We start from the raw sequence: 20,629 nt of genomic DNA on the forward strand, positions 1-20,629 counted from the left end.
GTGATTTATTTATGAAGCAAAAGCAATTTTTAGTATACCATCGTCATTAGCCAACACTGCCCTCTAGTGAAATCTCTAAGAGTTTTTGAGCTTCAACAGCAAACTCCATTGGCAATTTGTTAAGCACTTCCTTGCCAAAGCCATTTACGATGAGTGAAATCGCTTTCTCGGTATCAATACCCCGCTGATTGCAGTAGAAAATCTGGTCTTCACCAATCTTAGAGGTAGTAGCTTCGTGTTCTATTTGAGCAGTAGGATTTTTAGCTTCTATATAAGGAAAAGTGTGCGCTCCACAAAGGTTACCCATCAATAGGGAGTCGCATTGAGAGAAATTGCGTGCATTTTTAGCATTAGGTACTACTTTCACCAATCCACGGTAGCTGTTTTGTGATTTTCCTGCCGAAATACCCTTAGAGATAATCGTAGATTTGGTATTATTACCTAAATGTATCATCTTAGTACCTGTATCGGCTTGCTGAAAGTGGTTAGTAACCGCAATAGAGTAAAATTCGCCTATAGAATTATCTCCTTTGAGCACTACTGAAGGGTATTTCCAAGTAATAGCAGAGCCTGTTTCTACTTGTGTCCACGATATTTTGGCATTTTTCTCAGCCAAAGCACGCTTGGTTACGAAATTATATACACCGCCTTTACCGTCTTTATCACCAGGGAACCAGTTTTGAACGGTAGAGTATTTAATTTCGCCTCCTTCCATTGCGATGAGTTCTACCACTGCGGCGTGCAATTGGTTTTCGTCGCGTTTGGGCGCCGTACAACCTTCGAGGTAAGAGACGTAAGCACCTTCATCAACAATGAGGAGGGTTCGCTCAAACTGTCCTGTTCCTGCTTGATTGATACGGAAATAAGTAGAAAGTTCCATAGGGCAACGCACCCCTTTGGGTACATAGCAAAAAGAACCATCAGAGAAGACCGCTGAGTTAAGAGCTGCGTAGAAATTATCGGTTTTAGGTACGACAGTACCAAGGTACTTACGCACCAAGTCGGGGTGTTTTTGTATCGCTTCGGAGATAGAACAGAAGATAATGCCTCGTTCTGCTAATGTTTTTTGAAAAGTGGTCGCTACTGAAACGGAGTCCATCACTACGTCCATTGCTACGGCAGGTTTTTCATCTTCTACTCCCGCAAGGCGTTTTTGTTCTTCAAGAGAGATACCGAGTTTTTGGAAAGTTTCCAATAGCTGAGGGTCTACCTCATCAAGGCTGTTAAGTTTAGGTTTCTGTTTAGGAGCAGAATAATAAGCAATATCTTGAAAGTCGGGAGTTTCAAACTTGAGATTTGCCCAATGAGGAGGCTCTTCCATCGCTTGCCAGGCACGGAAGGCTTCTAAGCGCCAATCGGTCATCCACTGGGGTTCGTTTTTCTTTTTAGAAAGGGCTATTACCACTTCCTCGTTGAGCCCCTTAGGAAAAGTTTCTGATTCGATATCTGTATAAAAGCCGTATTTGTATTCGCTGTTTTCTAATTCTTCTTTAAGTTCTTCTTCTGTATATTTAGCCATAATTCCTTTTAGATAAGAGGTAAGAGATAAGAGGTAAAAACTCCTCTTATTTATACCGAGATGCGATTTTACAAAGCGCAAAGATAGTACTTTAAATTGAATCTAAAATACTATCTTTATAATTATTTTGTTTGAGAGATAGAGTTTGCCTATAGTTAAGCTATTGGGTAAGACTGTCTAACAACTGATGTACTGCATCACTATTCCAGCGTGCAATGCCGTCTTTCTGAGCGCGTACATAACCGTTTTTATCTACTATGTAACCTGCAGGAATCTTATCGGGGTCAAAAGGCTTTTTAGGAGCTTCGATAATGAGGTAGGTAACTTTGAAATGAAAATTGCGCTTTTGCATCATTTCATCTACTGGCTCAGGGAGCTCATTGGTGATGATGTAAAAATCCACTTTATCCTTATAAGCATCGTAGAGTTTTTCGACTGCATAAAGGTCGGCTACACTGATTTCACGCCAAGAAGAGAAGAAGTATACAAATGAAGGTTTCTTACCTTCGGTTTGGGAATAGTTAAACTGCACATTATTGCGGTCTTTCAGTTGCCAATCGAAGTCTATTTTACGAGCTTTATCAGCGGGAATAATATCTACCGAGCCGGCAAAGACACGCTGTAGTAATATCTTACTTTCGTACCCCAAAGGAGTTACAAAGAAAGAGAGCACAAAAAGAATAAGTAGTAGGTTGAGTATGGTACGTTTTTTCATAAACTAATTTTATTGATAGCGATTGCAAAGGTAATACTTTTTTTCTAATTGAGAAACTTACTTCAATATCAGAAATCAAATAGCTTTTCGTGTTACTCATTTATTTAATTTATAATCAATTACTTTTTGCTTCCTGTAATTGCACATTTTAAAGCTAATACACTTCCCAAATGTACTCCCTCGTGTGAAATATTGAAGTAAATAGCTTCTTCAATAGTATTGAGTTCGTACTCTATGCCCGTTACATAATGATTATAATGCTTAAAAATTCCTTTTTGATAATCAGTTTCGAGCCAATTTACAGTGCTGATGAGAAGCTCTTTTAGTTCCTCTATCTCGGCAGAAGTAGGGATATGTCCATCAGGAATGGAGCCTTTGCGATAACGCTCTACAAACTCAGGGGTGAGATAAGTAGGCAGGTCGCTATTGGCATAGCAATAATTTTGCTGGGTAACCACGCAGTGAGCAAGATTCCACAAGATATTGTTTTTAAAGCCCGCAGGAATGATTGCTAATTCTTCGGGGGTAAAGCTATTGAGCAATTTGAGTTGTCGCTCACGCAATTTTCGGTATAAAGTAAATACTTCTTTCATATATTTAAAAATCAAAATCAAAGTCGTTGAGTTCGTCTAATTTAGTATTTTCTTCTTCCGTAAGCACTTCTTGTAAAAGTTCGGCAGTAGCTTCTTTACCAGTACCCCAAAGGTCTCCTAAAAGTTCAGCGATACTGTTCTTTTGGTTAGGCTCAAAATCGGAAAAAGCACGGCGCAAGAACACTACCGAGCGCATAAATTGTTCTTCATCTAATTGGCGTACATAGTTGTCTAACTCTTGCCATATAATCGTACGCGATAACAATGCGTATCTATTTCTTCCTGAAAAGCCTTCAAACCACGAGGCTCCTAAATCGGCGGGGACACCTGCTGAAAGACGACGAGACACTTCTTTTCCACATTGTTCTTCAGTAGCTAAATTGTGCTCTAACAATATAGCAAAGGCTACCCCCGAGAGCTTGGTGTTCACATCGTCGCGCCACGCAAGGTGGGTGAGTTCTTTTTGCCACGTTTCAGTATCTACCAATTCGTATTGCTGTTCGGCTATGAACTCCATAGTATTGATAGCTTCTACTATTTGCTTAGATGCTTTGTCATCACAAGATGAAGCATCTATCAGTAATAACGAAGCACGGAGGAAAAGCTGTTGCAAGATAGGTTTCAGCGGTTCGAGATTGAACTGACGCAGGTCGCCATACTGTATAAGCACCGAGAGCTCGTGTGCAGCAAAGGCAGTTTCGGCAAAACTATTACTATCTACCAAAAGGCGTTGCAAGGTGCTGAGCGCATTGCTAAAAATATGCGTAAGCTGACATTCGCAAGCCTGCCTAATGATTTTAGCTACTACTGAAAGGTCGGTGCTTTCGTTGAGCTGTTCTTTGAGTACAAAAGCTGTGGCTATTTCAAGCGTTTCACCTTTAAGGTTAGCTTCTACGATTTCTATTTCGACCTCAGGACTCCACTGTAACACCCATTTCTCTGCCCACGAGGCTTTATCCTGCTGTACGTGCTGCTGAGTGGCAAAGTGAATGCCCAACACTTCCAAGCGATGAAGGAATGTAGAGCGATTTAGGTCTATAAAAGCAGCTTCTTTGGTCTTTACCTTTAAGTTCTCACGCAGGTCGAGGGTGAGGTCTTGCGCTACCGCCGATTTGTAGTTGGTGAGCTTTAAGCGTTTCAGCTCTTGGTTCATATCCTCTTGTACGGGCGTCTGGCTCACCCCTTCGGGTAATACCCCAATAGCCGTACCGATATCTACCTTATTGATAGCTTCGGCTACCACAGCAAGGTCTCCCCCACCAAAACAAGTAACTACTGCATCGTGGAGGTCTTGCAACACAGGGTAAGTACCGCCTTTCATAGCCGAAAGCACATTAGCAAGACGCACCGCTTCAATTACGCTAGCAGAAGAGGCATTTTGCCCTTGAGCACGCAAGATTTTGGCTACTTTAGTAAGATAGACAGCTGAGAGCTGATTGAGGGTGTTTTCGTGCATCGCTTGCCACATCAGCTCAAAGTAATAAGGAGCCGTATTGCCCGCTCCATAACCCGTACGACTGCTGAGACGCAAATAGGAATAAGGCATCAGGGTGAGTTGAGAGGTAGCTTTGGGGAGCTTTTTAAGCTCGTCATCAGTCATAGCAGGTAGGCTGTTTTGGATACCTGATAAGTGGTAAGCCCCTACAATTACTACTATTTCTTCGGGTTTGAACTCGGTGCAAGCCTTAGCAATCTCACGTTTCATATATGCCTCACGAATGAGATTATACGAGAAATCTAAAGGCGCGTTTTCATATTCTTTATCTATGACCATTTGGCGCATTTCACCCGATTGTAAGGCAAGTGTGGGTGCAAAAGCATCAGGATTGAGATTGTGTTCAAAATGGCGTTCCCAATAATCTTCATAGTCGGTTTCGCCTCCCTCTTCGGCTATTTGCTTGTAGAGGGTATTGTGATAGAGGTAAAATTCTTTGGCTTTTTCGGCTTCTTCTTCGGTGCGTTGCTCCTGCTTCAATTTCAGCATATTCTCGGAAGGCAAATCGATGAAACGAAGTGTTACCTTCTTCTTTACTCCCCAACATATTGCTTGATATTCGGGAGAATAAGACGCAAATGGATAAAGCACTGTTTCGATAGGCAATTCGGTAGTATAGCCCAGCATAGCGATAGGAGGTTTTACCCCTTTTTGCGCTATTTGAGATATCAGAGGGGTAGCATCGGCAGGACCTTCGATGAGAATACACTTGGGGTTGTTTTCCTCTAAGAAGGCAATTAAATGATAGGCTGCCGAAGGCGACAGATGCCTTACACCGAAAAAGTGAATGTTATTCATAATAACTGAGGGTGCGTTCTATAATTTGTCGGGGTTCACCGTTGATGAAAGTCGTTTTAGCAATCCAATTACCTCGATTATCGTATTTATACTCGTAAGTCGCTATATTCTTCTGTTTTTGAGGTAGTTTATTTTCTGCTTGTAGTTTGATACAATCTCCTTGACTATTGTATTTTTTGGTAGTAATATTCACCAACTTATCATCTTTGTCGTAAGTGCGATTGCGTTCGGCTAAATGCTGTTTATTGAACTTGCTTTCTACCCTTTGCAACAGATTGCCCTGAGCATCGTAGTAGCGCATCTCGACAGGGTCGCCTTGTTTGTTGTAAGTATAAGCTATGGTAGACTCTAACTGATTGGCGTGATAAGTTTCCTCTTTTAGCACTTTACCATTGGTATCTACTTGATAGTTGTAATGCGTTTTTAAGAAACCTCCAGGTGAATAGGTCGCATCTTTGATAAGATAGCCTTCGGGGTTGTAGACATAAAGGGTTTTATCGGAATTGTAACGGGTTTCAAACAGTTGCCCTTGCGGATTGTAATAGTATTCCATACGACTGTACAATTCACCGTTTTTGAAGAAAAAACGCATTTGAGTAAGATACCCATTGGGATTGAAATCTTTTTGAAGATTGTCGAGGTTACCTATCTTGACTACTGTATCCAAATCGCGGTCGATAGCTCCTTTCACAAATGTTTTTCCTTGGGTAACTACCTCATAAGGGATACTGCGCTGACTTTTCACTTTTCCTTTGAGTCCTGAGAGTTCCCAATCGGTAGGGGATTTGTGTTGAGCGGTGAGAATAGTGGTTGCGATAAATAGGATAGATGTGATTAAATATTTCATTAGTTATGAGTTAAAAGTTATGAGTTATCAATTAAGAGTTATGAGTTGTGCAAAGGTAGGGATTAATTATGAATTGGCAAAAAAAGAAAGAGGAATTGATTATTTTTAGTCAATTCCTCTTCCTCGTTTAATCAAAATTCAGTATTAAATTACTTCATTGAGGTAGGCTTTGAGCATCCAAACGGTTTTCTCTTGTTCGGTTACAAAGTCGCTCATTAGATTATTAGTACCTTCATCACCTATTTCGTCGGAGAAGTCTAACAATTCTCTTTCCAAAGGTAATAAAGTGCTAATGGTATTGATTATCAGGCGTACGGTTTTATCATCGTCGAAAATGTTTTCGCCTACGGGAACAGAAGTGTGCTTTACATAGCTTTCGAGAGTGTGAAAAGGCACACCACCGAGGGTAAGAATACGCTCAGCTATTTCGTCGACTTGTTCTTGTGCGGTATTATAAAGTTCTTCGAACTTCACGTGTAGTTCAAAGAAGCGTTTTCCTTTTACGTTCCAGTGTACACCGCGCAAGTTTTGATAATACGTTTGATAATTGGCAAGCAGTACATTTAGCAAGCCGATTTCTTTTTCTACTTTGGCTTTATCAAGCCCTAAGGTATTTAAACTCATAATTTGTTATTTTAAAAATTCTACGGTGCAAAGGTAGCAGTTTTTTTGCAAAGAAGAGGTACTGGATTTATAGATTTTTTTAATTTTAAAATAATGATAATTAATAGTAGAGAATGAGAAAATGAGAAAATGAGAGAATTAGAGAATGAGAAAATGAGAGAATGAGAGAATTAGCAGATTAGTAAATGGAGGCGGAGAAAAACGAAAGATATCAGAAGTTAGTTAAGAGGAATTTTGATGAAAAAAGGCTATGAGAAGGGTGGGGGTAGCTTATAGAGAGCTTATAGGAAGCTTATACGAATCTTGGACGATTGGTATAGAAAGGATATGTAAAAAGTTGATTCATAGCATAATACAACAGCACTAAAAATGTTAAAATCGGGGTTTCGAGGCGAAAGAAAGAGAATCCTCACCCCGTCCCTCTCCCAAGGAGAGGGGGAATGTAGCGACGGAAAGGAGAAAGGATAATTAGGAAATTAGCAAATTTGGAAATGAGAAAAATGGGGTGGTGTGGGGTCTTAGGGAATAGGCACTAGGGGGAGTATGACAGAAACGGGGAATAAATGACGAGTGTTAAATTTGGGGATTTGGGAATTAGTTCGTAATTTTGCCACCTTAAAAGAAAACAATGTCAGAAAAAACATCTCGCACTAAACATACTTTTCGTCAGCTGTCGCACTTTGTAAAACCTTATCGTGGGGTATTTATAGCCGTAGCTCTCTTTGCGGTGCTATCGTCTATCTTTTCGACCGCACAACCTTACTTGATAAAAGTAGCGATTGACAATTATATCACTCCTAAGGATTACGAGGGTTTAGTGCGCATTGTGTACATACTCATAGCTTTGCTATGTGCGGAAGTAACGATGCAGTTTCTGTTTTCTTATTACTCTAACTGGCTGGGACAAACGGTAATACGCGATGTGCGAGAAAAGCTTTTTGCGCACTTGTTGCGCTTTAAGATGCGGTATTTTGACAAATCGTCCATAGGGGTATTGGTAACGCGTGCGGTGAACGATATGGAACGGATAGGCGAAATTTTCAGTTCGGGGCTTTTTGAGATGGCAAGCGATATACTGAAAATGTTTGTTATCACGATTGTAATGTTTGTGATTGATTGGAAATTGGCGCTTATCAGCTATGCTACGATGCCTCTGATTTTGTACTTTACGCGTTGGTTTCAACGTTCAATGAACGCTGCTTTTGTGGAGGTACGTCACCAAGTGGCAAACCTAAATGCCTTTGTACAAGAGCGCATTTCGGGTATTAAAGTATTACAACTTTTTGCGCAAGAGCGCGAAGAATTGGAGAATTTCAAAAAGATAAACGAGAAACACAAACAGGCGTGGCTGAAAACAATATGGTACAACTCTATTTTCTTTCCGATTGGCGACTTGTGTGTATCGATTACCATTGCGCTGATTGTGTGGTTTGGCGGTCGGCAAATTATAGGGGATAACGTGTACGACTTAGGGAATATCTTCCTTTTTATACAGCTTTCACAACAGTTATTCCGACCTATTAGGCATATAGCCGATAAGTTCAACACTTTGCAGATGGGCATTATCGCTTCTGACCGCGTATTTGCTATTTTGGATACTGAAACGGATACTGAAACTGGAGGTGAGAAAGAGTTGAAGGAGGTGAAAGGTAATATTAAGTTTGAAGACGTCCGTTTTGAATACGTAGCAGGAGAAGAAATCTTGCACGGCATTAGTTTTGAGGTAAAAGAAGGCGAAACCATTGCGATTGTAGGGGCAACGGGTGCAGGGAAGACCACTATCACCAATTTGCTAAACCGTTTTTACGACTTGACTTCGGGGGCAATTTACATCGATGGGGTGAACATTGAGGAGTATACTCTCAGTTCGCTACGAGAGCACATTGCTACCGTGTTGCAAGACGTATTCCTATTTGCTGATAGTATTTACAACAATATTACCTTGAAAAATCCTGCTATCACCGAAGAGGAAGTGATTGCGGCTGCTAAGAGCATAGGAGTTCACAACTTTTTGATGAGTTTGCCAGAGGGATATCATTACAACGTGAAAGAGCGTGGGGTTATGCTTTCGGCAGGACAACGCCAGCTGATAGCTTTCTTACGCGCCTATGTACACAAACCGCAAATTCTTATTTTGGACGAGGCAACTTCTTCAGTAGATTCGCATTCGGAAAAGCTCATACAAGAGGCTACCGATAAGATGACCGAAGGGCGCACGTCCATCATCATTGCGCACCGCCTTACCACCGTGAAAAAAGCTGATAGAATAATAGTATTAGACAAAGGGAAGATAGTGGAAATAGGCAATCACGAGGAGTTGTTGCAAATAGAAAACGGCTATTACCGCAACTTGTATGAGGTGCAGTTTTTAGAAGAAGTGAAATACAAGGAGTGAGACTGCGTCTCAGAAATTAGCATAAATGAGGTTCAGAATCAAGTATATAAAACGCATTTGAACTGACGTTACATAAAATTTAATTGAAAAAACGCTTAACTATAAATGGCTAAAAAGAAACAACCACAAGAAACACAAAAGAAGAAGAAGGATACTAATAAACCTCAACAGCGCAAATTGGCTTTTGGCGTATTTTTAGTACTGCTATCGCTATATTTGGTATTTACCTTTTCGTCATTCTTCTTCTCGTGGCAGACTGACCAAAGTGGATGGGCAGATTTGAGCAATCGGGAAGAAATTGCTGACAATATAGGCAGTAAGATAGGAGCCTATTTGGGGCAGTTATTTGTATATAAAGGTTTTGGACTGGCAGTTATCTTTCCTGTGTGGCTTCTATTTCTCTCAGGGATGAAACTTATCCTGAATATGAAAAAGCCATTGCTAAACCGCTGGTTCTGGGGGATTCTGTTAATGGTATTCACTTCAACCGCCTTAGGATTTTTGGGAGGAAAAGCTACCATATTAGCAGGTGTTTCGGGCTATGAACTAAACCATTTTCTACAAGACTATTTGGGCAAATTAGGCACTATACTCCTTTTGGTACTTATCGTGGTACTTTATGGCATTTTCAAACTAAATCTCACTACTGAAAAGGCTGTTGCTTTCTTCCAAAATACATTCTCTAAACTGAAACGTGAAGGAGAAGAAGAACAGGAGCAAGGCGATGAGGAGGAAAACAGCTTTGAAAGTATAGAAAAAGAGCCTAATTCGATAGAATTTACTACTGATGAGGGTGATTTAGACTTTATCATTCCACAAGGTGAAAACGAAAAGTTAGACCCTTTTACCCATAAAAAGGAAATTCCGCGCCTTGATGGACAAGAGGGAGGATTGGAAATCACTAATATTCCCGAAGAGGAACAACCTGATTTTACAGTAACTCCTACTCAGCCAACAGAGGCAATAGACCCCGAGGCTCTGGCTAAGCAATTGGTAGAGAACTATGGAGAGTATGACCCAACGTTAGAACTTAGCGATTACCGTTTTCCTACACTCGACCTCTTAGACGACCCCAAAGACAGTGGTATTGTTATTAACCAAGAGGAATTGGAGGAAAACAAGAATACAATCGTACAAACGCTGAACGATTACAAAATTAAAATAGAGAAGATAAAGGCGACCATAGGTCCTACTGTTACTCTTTACGAAATTGTACCCGAAGCAGGGACACGTATTGCAAAAATCAAGAACTTAGAAGACGACATAGCCCTTTCATTGGCAGCACTTGGTATTCGTATTATTGCACCTATTCCAGGGAAAGGTACGATAGGTATTGAAGTGCCAAACAAGAAGCCTACAATGGTGTATATGCGCACAATGATTACCGCACCGCGATTCCAACACGCCGAAATGGAACTGCCTATTGCCTTCGGAAAGACAATTAGCAACGAAACTTTTGTAGCCGACCTTACCAAAATGCCTCACTTACTGATGGCGGGGGCAACCGGACAAGGTAAATCGGTAGGGATAAATGTAGTGCTCAGTTCGCTACTCTACAAGAAGCACCCAGCCGAAGTGAAGTTTGTGTTAGTAGACCCTAAAAAGGTAGAACTCTCGATATTTGAGCGTATAGAACGTCACTTCCTCGCTAAATTGCCCGATAGTGAAGAAGCAATTATTACCGATAACAAAAAGGTGGTGAACACGCTCAACTCCCTCTGTATAGAGATGGACAACCGCTACGAACTGCTTAAAAATGCCCAAGTGCGCAACATCAAAGAGTACAATGCTAAGTTTAAAGCGCGACAGCTAAACCCTAACGAGGGACACCGCTTCTTACCTTACATCGTATTGGTGGTAGATGAGTTTGCCGACCTGATAATGACAGCAGGTAAGGAGGTAGAACTTCCTATTGCACGATTAGCACAGCTTGCCCGAGCCATTGGTATTCACTTGATTATCGCTACCCAACGTCCATCGACCAATGTGATTACTGGTATTATTAAAGCCAACTTCCCTACGCGTATTGCCTTTAAGGTAAGCTCTAAAATAGACTCTAAAATCATCTTGGACGGCTCAGGAGCAGAACAGCTCATTGGACGAGGTGATATGCTCTACTCTCAAGGAAACGAACCCGTACGTATACAATGTGCTTTTGTAGATACCCCCGAAATAAAACACATTACTGACTTTATTGGGGCACAGCGCGCTTACCCCGATGCGTACTTGCTTCCTGAGTATGTAGGACCTGAGGGAGAGGGTGTAGATTTAGACTTCGACCCCTCGGAGCGTGACCCTATGTTCCGCGAAGCTGCCGAAGTGGTAGTGAATGCGCAACAAGGTTCGGCTTCCCTCTTGCAACGCAAACTGAAATTAGGTTACAACCGCGCGGGTCGCCTCATCGACCAATTAGAACACGCAGGTGTAGTAGGTCCGTTTGAAGGCAGTAAGGCAAGACAAGTGCTCATTCAAGACATTGTAAGCTTGGATAGATTATTAGACGGGCAATAGTGAAAAATGAAAAAGTTAAGAATGAAAAGTATGAATCAACAACACGATTTTTTAAAATATCAAGCCCCCACCTCACCCTATCCGCGATTGTTGGAGGTAGAACGCGCCGACGGTAGCTATATCTATACTACCGATGGCAAGCGTTATTTAGATTTTGTGGCAGGCGTATCAGCTTGCACTTTGGGGCATTGTCACCCTGCGGTAGTGAAGGCTATCCAAGAGCAGTGCGCTACCTATATGCACGTGATGGTATACGGCGAGTACGTACAAAAGCCCGCGGTAGACTTCTGCAAACTCCTTGCTGAGCAGTTACCACCAGAGCTCAATACTACCTATTTGGTAAACTCCGGTACGGAAGCTATTGAGGGCTCGGTGAAATTAGCCAAACGCGCTACGGGAAGAACTCAACTTATCGCTGCCAAAAACGCCTACCACGGCAATACACAAGGTTCGATGAGCCTAATGGGCTATGAAGAACGCAAACGCGCTTATCGTCCGCTTATTCCTGATGTAGATTTTATAGAGTTCAACAACGAAGCCGATATCCTCAAAATCACCGAACGCACAGCAGGGGTAGTCTTGGAAAGTATCCAAGGGGGAGCAGGATTTATCGAACCCCAAAACGACTATCTTATCAAGGTAAAACGCCGTTGTGAAGAAGTGGGTGCTCTCCTTATTATCGATGAAATACAACCTGGTTTCGGACGTACCGGCAAGCTCTTTGGTTTCCAAAACTATGGCTTTACCCCCGATATTATCGCAATAGGCAAGGGTATGGCAAGCGGTATGCCGGTAGGTGCATTCGTGTCGTCGTATGAGCGTATGCAACTGTTGGCAAACAGTCCTAAAATGGGGCATATCACTACCTTTGGAGGCAACCCTGTGATAGCAGCAGCCTCGTTGGCAACCCTCAACCAGCTACTCACTACCGACCTAATGGCTCAAACCTTAGAGAAAGAAAAACTCTTCCGCAAGTATTTGCAACACCCACTCATTGAAAGCGTGAACGGTAAAGGACTGATGTTAGCAGTTATCGTTAAGACTGCCGAAATCGCCGATTTTGTAGTGAATTACTGTCAGGATAGGGGACTCATTGTGTATTGGCTCTTGTTTGAACACCGCGCCGTACGACTTTCTCCTCCACTTACTCTTACAGAAGAAGAAATAAAAGAAGGCTGTGATATTATTATTGAAGCATTGAATCAGGTAGAGAAATCATTCTAAATGATTACTATCTACATTTAATTCCTTTTTAATCGAAGCTAAAGCGAATCTAAACCGAAGCTAAGACGAAAAATAGGTGGAATAGAATTAGGAAGCAATCGGTTATAATTGCAATTTATTTATTATCTTTGCCCAAAATAAGTTTTTTAAACTTACTAATTATCCATTGTAAATTGTTAATTGAAAATATATGTCTGCAATCCTAAACTCATTATTAGACAACGATTTTTACAAATTCACTATGCAATGTGGCGTAGTGCAGTTATTTCCTAAAAACAAAGCACGTTACACTTTTATCAACCGTGGCAAACACGAATTCCCCGATGGCTTTGCTGAGGCTTTGAGAGAAGAGGTGAACAATATGGCAAAACTGAAACTCACCAAAGCCGAAAAGCAGTTTTTGATAGATAACTGCCCCTATTTGAGTCCGCTGTATTTAGACTTTTTGGAAGGGTATCGCTATGACCCTTCGGAAGTACATATCGAACAAAACGGTAGCGACTTGCAGGTAACTGTTGAGGGCTACTGGTATCGCACGATACTTTGGGAAGTGCCCCTACTTTCTATAATTAGCGAGCTCTTCTATAAACTCACCAAAGCGACCGCTTGGACAGACGAGCAGGTGATAGCCAATACTCGTGAAAAAGAACTGTTATACAAAGAATTAGGAGTGGTATTTGCCGAGTTTGGTACCCGTCGTCGCCATTCGTATCACGTGCACGACATCGTGATGCATACCTTAATGGAAGGCTACAACCAAACCTTTATAGGCTCTAGCAATGTGCATTTTGCGATGAAATACAAGGTGAAACCTATAGGGACTCACGCCCACGAGTGGTTTATGTTCCACGCAGCTGAGTACAGTTACAAAATGGCTAATGCACTATCATTGGAACACTGGGTAGATGTGTACCGAGGCGACCTTGGAGTAGCCCTCTCCGATACGTATACTACCGATGTGTTTTTCAAGCAGTTCGACAAGAAATTTAGCAAGTTGTTCGACGGTGTGCGTCACGATAGTGGCGACCCTATAGTCTTTGCCGAAAAGACAATAGCACACTACAAGAAGATGGGAATAGACCCACTATCAAAATACATTATCTTCTCTGACGGACTTAACCCTAAGAAAGTACAAGCAATCACCGAAGCTTGTAAAGGTAAAATAGGTATCTCATTTGGGATAGGTACCGACCTCACTAATGATGTAGGTTTACGTCCGATGAACATAGTGATGAAGCTCACTGGGGTACTTACCAGCGATAACGAGTGGGTACCTACTGTAAAACTTTCAGACGAGCCTAACAAACACACGGGCGACCCAAGAATGATTGAACTCGCAAAAGGAATATTAGCAATTAGTTAATTAGCAAATTGATAAATCGAATTTATGAATTATATATTAATGATTTTAGGGATATTGGTAGCACTGTCGCGTTATCTTTTCCCAAAATACGACCAAGCGTTACTCATCATAGGCATAAGCCTACTGATGATAGGTATCTATCGCATTTCGCGCAACCTACCCTCTAAAAATGAGGAAGATTTTCAAGACCCAGCGACGAAAATAAGAAACCCAGAAGATAATTAGCAAATTAGCAAATTGACAAATTAACAAATTAACAAATAAACTGCCCGTGCGGCTCGCACCTCGCACCTCGCACTGTGAACATAGGAGATTACATAGAAGTATTAGACGATACCATTAAAGGACACATCGTGCGCCTTACGCCTCAGCAGGTAACAGTGCTTACTACTGAGGGGTTTGAATTAACTTACCGCCCTGAGGAAATAATAGTTATTGAAGAGGAAGCGCCTTTAAAAGGTGCTTTTACGAATATAGATGAAGAGAGTTTGCGCAAAGATGTGGTGAGCAAGCGCAAGAACAAATCGCCTCTCACTAAAAAAGAGCGTAATATCCCTCCAATGGAAGTAGATTTGCACATTGAGCAACTGGTCAATTCTACTAGGAATATGACCAACTACGATATGCTTACCCTACAACTCGAAACCGCTCGCCGGCAGTTAGAGTTTGCCATTGCACAGCGTATCCAGCGGGTAGTGTTTATTCACGGAGTAGGTGAAGGCGTGTTGCGCACCGAATTAGAATTCCTGTTGGGACGTTATTCTAACGTTACTTTCTACGATGCCGAATATGCTAAATACGGCATAGGTGCTACCGAAGTATATATCTATCAAAATGCCAAATAAATGATTCAAGCTACCAATATTCATAAAACTTATAAAGATTTAGAAGTGCTCAAAGGCGTATCGGTGAACGTTTCCAAAGGCGAAATCGTATCGATAGTAGGAGCTTCAGGAGCAGGAAAAACTACCCTGTTACACATCTTAGGTACTTTGGACAGTCCAGATACCAATAAACCATCATCGTTGGTGATTAATGGTACGGATATATTGTCGTTATCCTCCAAAGCCTTGGCAAAATTCCGCAATGAACACATAGGCTTTATCTTTCAATTTCACCAGTTGTTGCCCGAGTTCACTGCTTTGGAGAATATCTGTATTCCTGCACTCATCAAAGGGGTAGGCAGGAAAGAAGCCGAAAAGCGCGCGATGGAGCTCTTAGACTTTTTGCACCTTGCATCGCGTGCCGACCATAAGCCCAATGCCCTTTCAGGAGGCGAACAACAACGAGTGTCGGTAGCACGCGCCCTGATGAACCACCCTTCGGTAGTATTTGCTGATGAACCCAGTGGGAACCTCGATTCCGAAAGTGCTGAAAAACTACACCAACTCTTTTTCCAACTGCGTAATGAGTTCCAGCAGACATTTGTAATCGTCACCCATAATGAAGAATTGGCTACTATGGCAGATAGAAAACTCGTAATGGTAGACGGTCGTATAATTATTCCCAATTCTTTCCAAAATTAGGTCATATCTTTGCCCCGTTAAACTTAAAAACAGATTAAACGATGAAAAAATTAGTATCAATTATCGCCACTTTTTTATTGACTGTAATAGCAGTACAAGATTTGTCAGCTAAAGACACTCCTATTACTTTTGAACAATTACCAGCTAAGGCGCAAGCTTTCGTGAAACAACACTTTAAAGTAAATGATATCGCATCGGTATGGAAAGACGACGATTTCCACGACCAAGATTACAAAGTGTATTTTAACGATGGCACTCAAATTGAATTCTATAGCAATGGCGACTGGGAAGAAGTAAAAACTCGCACTCAGGCTGTACCTGCAAAACTCATTCCTAATGGTATCGCTCAGTACGTAAAGAAAACCTACCCTCAAACGGATATCTACAAAATCCAAAAGAAACGCTATGGCTATGAGGTAGAGCTCGCTAACGGACTCGATTTGGAATTCAATGCTAAAGGACAATTTTTAAGAATAGATGACTAATAAAAAGTACCATTCATTTGGTACTTTTTTTATTTTTAGCTACTTTTGTCGCCTTAAATATATCAATTATAAAAAGATGAATACATTCAAAACATTATCAACAGTAGTCTTCTCTTTACTTGCTTTTGGAGTAGCTACCGCTCAAGACGAAGGTCTTGTACCTATAAGTACTTTGCCTGCTAGTGCACAAAGTTTTATTAATCAACATTTTTCTGCTAATAGTATCGTTTCGGTATGGCAAGATACCGAGAAAGGCAAAGTAGAGGACTACACCGTGCTCTTTGCTGATGGTACAGAAATAGAGTTTCGTGCTGATGGCAATTGGAAAGAAGTGAAATCACGCAACGGACAAGTTTCGCCCAAGATTGTTCCTACAAAAATTACTAAGTATGTGCACAAAAACTACCCTAATGTAATCGTTAAAGAAATTAAAAAAGGGCGTACTAAATACGAAGTAGACCTTTCTAACGGGGTAGAACTCATTTTTAACTTAAATGGTAAATTCTTAAAAATAGACGACTAAAATGAAACGATTTTTATTACTCATTGCTGCTACACTTACCTTCAGCGTAGCCTCAGCACAGGACAAAAAAGTAACTTTTAACGACCTCCCTGCTGATGCTATCAACTTTGTACGCGAGCATTTTTTGGTAGACCACATCGCTTCGGTATGGAAAGACACCGATTACAAGGACGAAGAGTATACCGTCATCTTCCGCGATGGACTTGAAATAGAGTTTAACGGAGATGGCGATTGGAAAGAGCTTAAAGCTCGTCACGGCAAAGTGCCTGATCACGTAGTACCCGAAAAAATATTAGCACACGTACGTGCCACTTTCCCTTTTGAATCTATCAAAGAAGTATCGCGCAACCTTAGTAAAAAGAAATATGAAGCAGAACTTACCGACGATCAAGAACTTAAATTTGACGATAAGTTCAACTTTATTGGGGTAAAATAACTATGTACGACCTTCTTATTATCGGTGGAGGAGCTGCTGGCTTCTTCACCGCTATTAATACTGCTGAAAAACACCCTAACTTTAAGATTGCTATCCTCGAAAAAAGCAAAGAAGTACTCCACAAAGTGCGCATTTCAGGCGGAGGACGTTGTAACCTCACCAACGTTACTTTTACTCCTCAAGAACTCGTAAAGAACTATCCTCGTGGCAGTAAGGAACTCCTCAGTCCCTTCCACCGCTTTATGTGTGGTGATACAATGGACTGGTTTGAAGCTCACGGTGTCCCCCTCAAAACTGAAGCTGATGGTCGTGTATTTCCTATTTCTAATACTTCGGAGAGCATCGTAAATTGCTTCCTCAACGAAATAAAAAAACACCATATAGAGCTCTTCACTGAGCAGAATGTACAAACCTTCTCTCCTACTTCCGAAGGTTGGCAAGTAAGTACGCCCAAGCAGACCTACATTGCTCGAAATGTAGTCATTACCACTGGCAGTAACTCTAAAATATGGCAATTGTTAGCTAATTTGGGGCATACTATCATACCACCAGTCCCCTCGTTATTTACCTTTCATACTTCCGCCCAATGGACAAAAGAACTATCGGGTATTGCTGTAAATGCCTCTGTGCGTTTGCTTAACAAAGAAGGAAAATCACTAAAAATAACTGAGACTGCTCCGCTACTTTTCACCCATACGGGTTTTAGTGGACCTGCGGTATTGCGCGCCTCGGCTTGGGGAGCTCGTGTGCTAGCTGAATGTAACTACCAATGCTTAATGGAAGTAAATTTCACTGCTAACGTCACAGAGGCGCTTTCTTATGACGAAACGCTCTCTGTTCTCCAAGAGTTTAAACAACACAACGGACGCAAAACAATGCAAAGTTTCTCACTTTTTGAACTCCCCAAACGCTTATGGTCTGCTCTTTTAGGAAATGCAGGTATCGCCCCTGAACAAGTGTGGGCAGAGCTCAACAAAACACAATTGCGTCGGCTGGCTGAAGCTCTTACCCAATATCGTTTTCCCATAGAGGGCAAAGCTTCCTTTAAAGAAGAATTTGTAACAGCAGGTGGTGTAAAACTCTCTGAAATCAACTTTAAGACTTATGAGAGCAAGCTATACCCTCAGCTCTATTTAGCAGGAGAAGTACTAGATATTGATGCTATTACTGGAGGGTTTAACTTCCAAAATGCGTGGACGGGTGGTTATATCATTGCAGAAAGTATTCAATAATAATCCTATTATAAACTTAATACTTGGCATTATTTTTGTTTTATTTCCATATTATTAATAATAACTATATTTTATGGCAAATATTACGTTTCACGAACAACCAGCTCATACTGTTGGAGAACTTCCCAAAGTGGGTACTATAGCTCCTAATTTTTCAGCTGTAAGGAATGATTTAGCTGAAGTAACGCTCAAAGACTTTCAAGGAAAGAAAGTTGTACTAAATATTTTTCCGAGTGTAGATACGGGGGTATGTGCAGCTTCTGTACGCAAATTTCACGTGGAAGCTTCTAAACTCAGTAATGTAGCTATCCTTTGTGTATCTAAAGACCTTCCTTTTGCACTTACTCGTTTTTGTGCTGCTGAAGGAATAGACAATCTCACTATGCTTTCAGACTTTAGAGGTGATTTTGCAAAGCATTACCCTATTGTCTTTACTGATACTCCCTTAAAAGGGTTATTATCACGTTGTGTAATAGTTTTAGATGAGCAAGGGAAAGTGGTTTATACAGAACAAGTAGCTGAAACCACAGACGAACCTAACTACGTTAAAGCGTTAGAGGCTTTGAAATAGGTAGGGGAACAAATAAAAAAAGAGGTTATTGGAATAGTATTCTAATAACCTCTTTTTTATTTTATATCTCTTATTTGTAACTGCAAACTTACTCTGCCATTCCACTCATTTTCTTCTATTGAATATACTATGCTGAAAGGTCTGCCAGAGGTTACTATGGGGAGTTTATGTGCTAAGCCAAAGCCTACTGCGTCGTAATACGAGGTAGTACCTACTTCTTTTAAGGTGAGTTTTAAGTGTTCTTCATCTTTACCGATACGTTTGGCAAAGCCTGTATCTATTACGTTTTCGGCATAGAAAAGCGGAGGGAGATTTAGAGGACCGAAAGGCTCGAACTGTTTGAGTACGTTATACAACTTTTGGGTAAGTTTGCTCAATGGCAAAGCGGTATCTATAAAGAGTTTAGGAATGCGAAGTGAAGAGTCTATGGTTTGTTTTACTACTTCTTCAAAGGCATTTTTGAAAAGCGGATACTGTTCAGGGCGCAAAGTGAGTCCGGCAGCGTATTTATGACCACCAAACTGCTCCAAATACTCACTGCATTGTTCCAAAGCTTCGTAAATATCAAATCCTTGTACCGAACGCGCTGAAGCAGCATACTTATTACCACTTTTAGTAAAGACTACCGTAGGACGATAATAATGCTCTATAAGGCGAGAGGCGACAATGCCTATCACCCCTTTATGCCATTCTTCATTAAACACTACCGACGTATAGTGTTCTTGCTCGCCATTTGCCTCTATTTGGTTGAGAGCTTCGGTGGCGATAGTGCTGTCCAGCTCTTTTCTATGTGTATTAAGTGCGTCTATTTCCTTAGCTTTAAGTACAGCTTGCTCTTCATCGGTTTCGGTGAGGAGAGCAACGGCGTATTTGCCGTGTTCTATACGTCCTGCTGCATTCACACGAGGTGCTGCTTTGAACACTACATCGGTTATGGTAATTTTACCTTGATGCTCACCAAAAAGCGCTTTTACGCCTGCCGATGGATTATTATTGAGCACTTCTAAACCAAAGTACGTCAAGCAACGGTTCTCGCCGTTCATTGGTACGATGTCGGCAGCAGTAGCAACGGCTACTAAGTCTAAAAGGGGAATGAGTTCGCTGAACGGGCGTTGTAAATACTCGTGATAAGCTTGGGCTAATTTAAACCCTAAACCACAACCACAGAGTTCTTTATATGGGTAAGGACAATCAGCTTGCTGGGGGTCGAGCACGGCAATAGCATCTGGCACTTGTTCCGAAGGACGGTGGTGGTCGGCAATAATAAAGTCAATAGCTTTTTCTTTGGCATATTCTACTTTATCAATGGCTTTGATACCGCAGTCAAGCGCAATGATGAGGGTACAACCTTGCGCCTCGGCATAGTCTATTCCTTGAAAAGAAATACCATAGCCTTCGGTATATCGGTCAGGGACGTAGGTGTGCAATTTAGAAGTGAAGTTACTAAGATAACGCTCCATTAAAGAAACGGCACTAGTACCATCGACATCGTAATCACCATAGATAAGGATTGTTTCATTACTTTTTAAGGCTCGATCTAAACGAGCAACGGCTTCTTTCATTCCTTTCATCAGGAAAGGATTATGTAATTGTGAGAGTGTAGGACGGAAGAAATCTTTTGCTTGCTGAAAGGTAGTCACGCCTCGTTGTGCTAAAAGAATCGCCAAAGGCTCACTGATGTTGAGCTCTTGTTGTAAAGTAGCAACAATGGCTTGCGGTGGTAGTGGTTTAAAGTTCCAAGTGTAGTCCATTATTTAGGTAAGAGATAAGAG

Annotated in this window: 19 protein-coding genes; 12 read left to right on the forward strand and 7 right to left on the reverse strand. The window is 41.3% G+C overall.

Annotation, left to right across the window (positions count from 1 at the left end; genetic code table 11):
* Positions 1-46 precede the first annotated feature (46 nt).
* The 6 genes from sufB to AM608_RS05235 form a co-directional block, all read right to left on the reverse strand.
* Positions 47-1,519, reverse strand: a complete 1,473-nt coding sequence (gene sufB / locus AM608_RS05210; protein WP_053580986.1) for a Fe-S cluster assembly protein SufB — start codon at positions 1,517-1,519, stop codon at positions 47-49.
* A 160-nt stretch (positions 1,520-1,679) separates the two neighbouring features.
* Complete coding sequence (locus AM608_RS05215; protein WP_009417578.1) at positions 1,680-2,234, reverse strand: redoxin domain-containing protein; 555 nt, start codon at positions 2,232-2,234, stop codon at positions 1,680-1,682.
* A 119-nt stretch (positions 2,235-2,353) separates the two neighbouring features.
* The gene (locus AM608_RS05220) at positions 2,354-2,827 is read right to left on the reverse strand and encodes a DinB family protein (RefSeq protein ID WP_053580987.1); all 474 of its coding nucleotides are present in this window, start codon (positions 2,825-2,827) and stop codon (positions 2,354-2,356) included.
* A 4-nt stretch (positions 2,828-2,831) separates the two neighbouring features.
* Complete coding sequence (locus AM608_RS05225) at positions 2,832-5,120, reverse strand: DUF5682 family protein (RefSeq protein ID WP_053580988.1); 2,289 nt, start codon at positions 5,118-5,120, stop codon at positions 2,832-2,834.
* On the reverse strand, positions 5,113-5,967 hold the full coding sequence (locus tag AM608_RS05230) for a hypothetical protein (protein WP_053580989.1): 855 nt from the start codon (positions 5,965-5,967) through the stop codon (positions 5,113-5,115). The genes AM608_RS05225 and AM608_RS05230 overlap by 8 nt, the downstream gene beginning before the upstream one ends.
* A gap of 144 nt (positions 5,968-6,111) precedes the next feature.
* Positions 6,112-6,591, reverse strand: a complete 480-nt coding sequence (locus tag AM608_RS05235) for a Dps family protein (protein WP_009410597.1) — start codon at positions 6,589-6,591, stop codon at positions 6,112-6,114.
* A 628-nt stretch (positions 6,592-7,219) separates the two neighbouring features.
* On the opposite strand from AM608_RS05235, the gene AM608_RS05240 reads away from it, so the two are divergent.
* From AM608_RS05240 to tpx, 12 genes are all read left to right on the forward strand, one after another.
* Positions 7,220-8,986 (forward strand): ABC transporter ATP-binding protein, encoded by a 1,767-nt coding sequence (locus tag AM608_RS05240; RefSeq protein WP_009410452.1) that lies wholly within the window; start codon positions 7,220-7,222, stop codon positions 8,984-8,986.
* 105 nt (positions 8,987-9,091) lie between these two features.
* The gene (locus AM608_RS05245) at positions 9,092-11,497 is read left to right on the forward strand and encodes a DNA translocase FtsK (RefSeq protein ID WP_009421908.1); all 2,406 of its coding nucleotides are present in this window, start codon (positions 9,092-9,094) and stop codon (positions 11,495-11,497) included.
* Positions 11,498-11,527: 30 nt separating this feature from the next.
* Positions 11,528-12,721, forward strand: coding sequence for an aspartate aminotransferase family protein (locus AM608_RS05250; RefSeq protein WP_053581836.1), 1,194 nt, complete (start codon positions 11,528-11,530; stop codon positions 12,719-12,721).
* 190 nt (positions 12,722-12,911) lie between these two features.
* Positions 12,912-14,084 (forward strand): nicotinate phosphoribosyltransferase, encoded by a 1,173-nt coding sequence (gene pncB / locus AM608_RS05255; protein ID WP_002673512.1) that lies wholly within the window; start codon positions 12,912-12,914, stop codon positions 14,082-14,084.
* A gap of 24 nt (positions 14,085-14,108) precedes the next feature.
* A complete protein-coding gene (locus AM608_RS05260) occupies positions 14,109-14,309 on the forward strand; it encodes a hypothetical protein (protein ID WP_015781664.1) in 201 nt (66 codons plus the stop codon).
* Positions 14,310-14,383: 74 nt separating this feature from the next.
* Positions 14,384-14,929 (forward strand): Smr/MutS family protein, encoded by a 546-nt coding sequence (locus AM608_RS05265; RefSeq protein ID WP_053580990.1) that lies wholly within the window; start codon positions 14,384-14,386, stop codon positions 14,927-14,929.
* On the forward strand, positions 14,930-15,610 hold the full coding sequence (locus tag AM608_RS05270) for an ABC transporter ATP-binding protein (protein ID WP_053580991.1): 681 nt from the start codon (positions 14,930-14,932) through the stop codon (positions 15,608-15,610).
* 41 nt (positions 15,611-15,651) lie between these two features.
* Positions 15,652-16,095 carry a PepSY-like domain-containing protein gene (locus AM608_RS05275; RefSeq protein WP_053580992.1) on the forward strand — a complete coding sequence of 148 codons (444 nt, stop codon included), beginning with the start codon at positions 15,652-15,654 and terminating at the stop codon, positions 16,093-16,095.
* A 76-nt stretch (positions 16,096-16,171) separates the two neighbouring features.
* Complete coding sequence (locus tag AM608_RS05280) at positions 16,172-16,618, forward strand: PepSY-like domain-containing protein (RefSeq protein ID WP_053581837.1); 447 nt, start codon at positions 16,172-16,174, stop codon at positions 16,616-16,618.
* Between the two features lies 1 nt (position 16,619).
* Entirely contained in the window at positions 16,620-17,054 is a 435-nt protein-coding gene (locus AM608_RS05285; protein ID WP_009421883.1) for a PepSY-like domain-containing protein, read from the forward strand.
* Between the two features lie 2 nt (positions 17,055-17,056).
* Entirely contained in the window at positions 17,057-18,286 is a 1,230-nt protein-coding gene (locus AM608_RS05290) for an NAD(P)/FAD-dependent oxidoreductase (protein WP_053580993.1), read from the forward strand.
* A gap of 73 nt (positions 18,287-18,359) precedes the next feature.
* On the forward strand, positions 18,360-18,857 hold the full coding sequence (tpx, locus tag AM608_RS05295) for a thiol peroxidase (protein WP_002673532.1): 498 nt from the start codon (positions 18,360-18,362) through the stop codon (positions 18,855-18,857).
* 56 nt (positions 18,858-18,913) lie between these two features.
* Here tpx and recJ read toward each other — a convergent pair whose 3' ends face one another.
* The gene (gene recJ / locus AM608_RS05300) at positions 18,914-20,608 is read right to left on the reverse strand and encodes a single-stranded-DNA-specific exonuclease RecJ (protein ID WP_053580994.1); all 1,695 of its coding nucleotides are present in this window, start codon (positions 20,606-20,608) and stop codon (positions 18,914-18,916) included.
* Positions 20,609-20,629: the final 21 nt, after the last annotated feature.

This window comes from Capnocytophaga sp. oral taxon 323, assembly GCF_001278825.1.
Lineage (GTDB): Bacteria > Bacteroidota > Bacteroidia > Flavobacteriales > Flavobacteriaceae > Capnocytophaga > Capnocytophaga ochracea.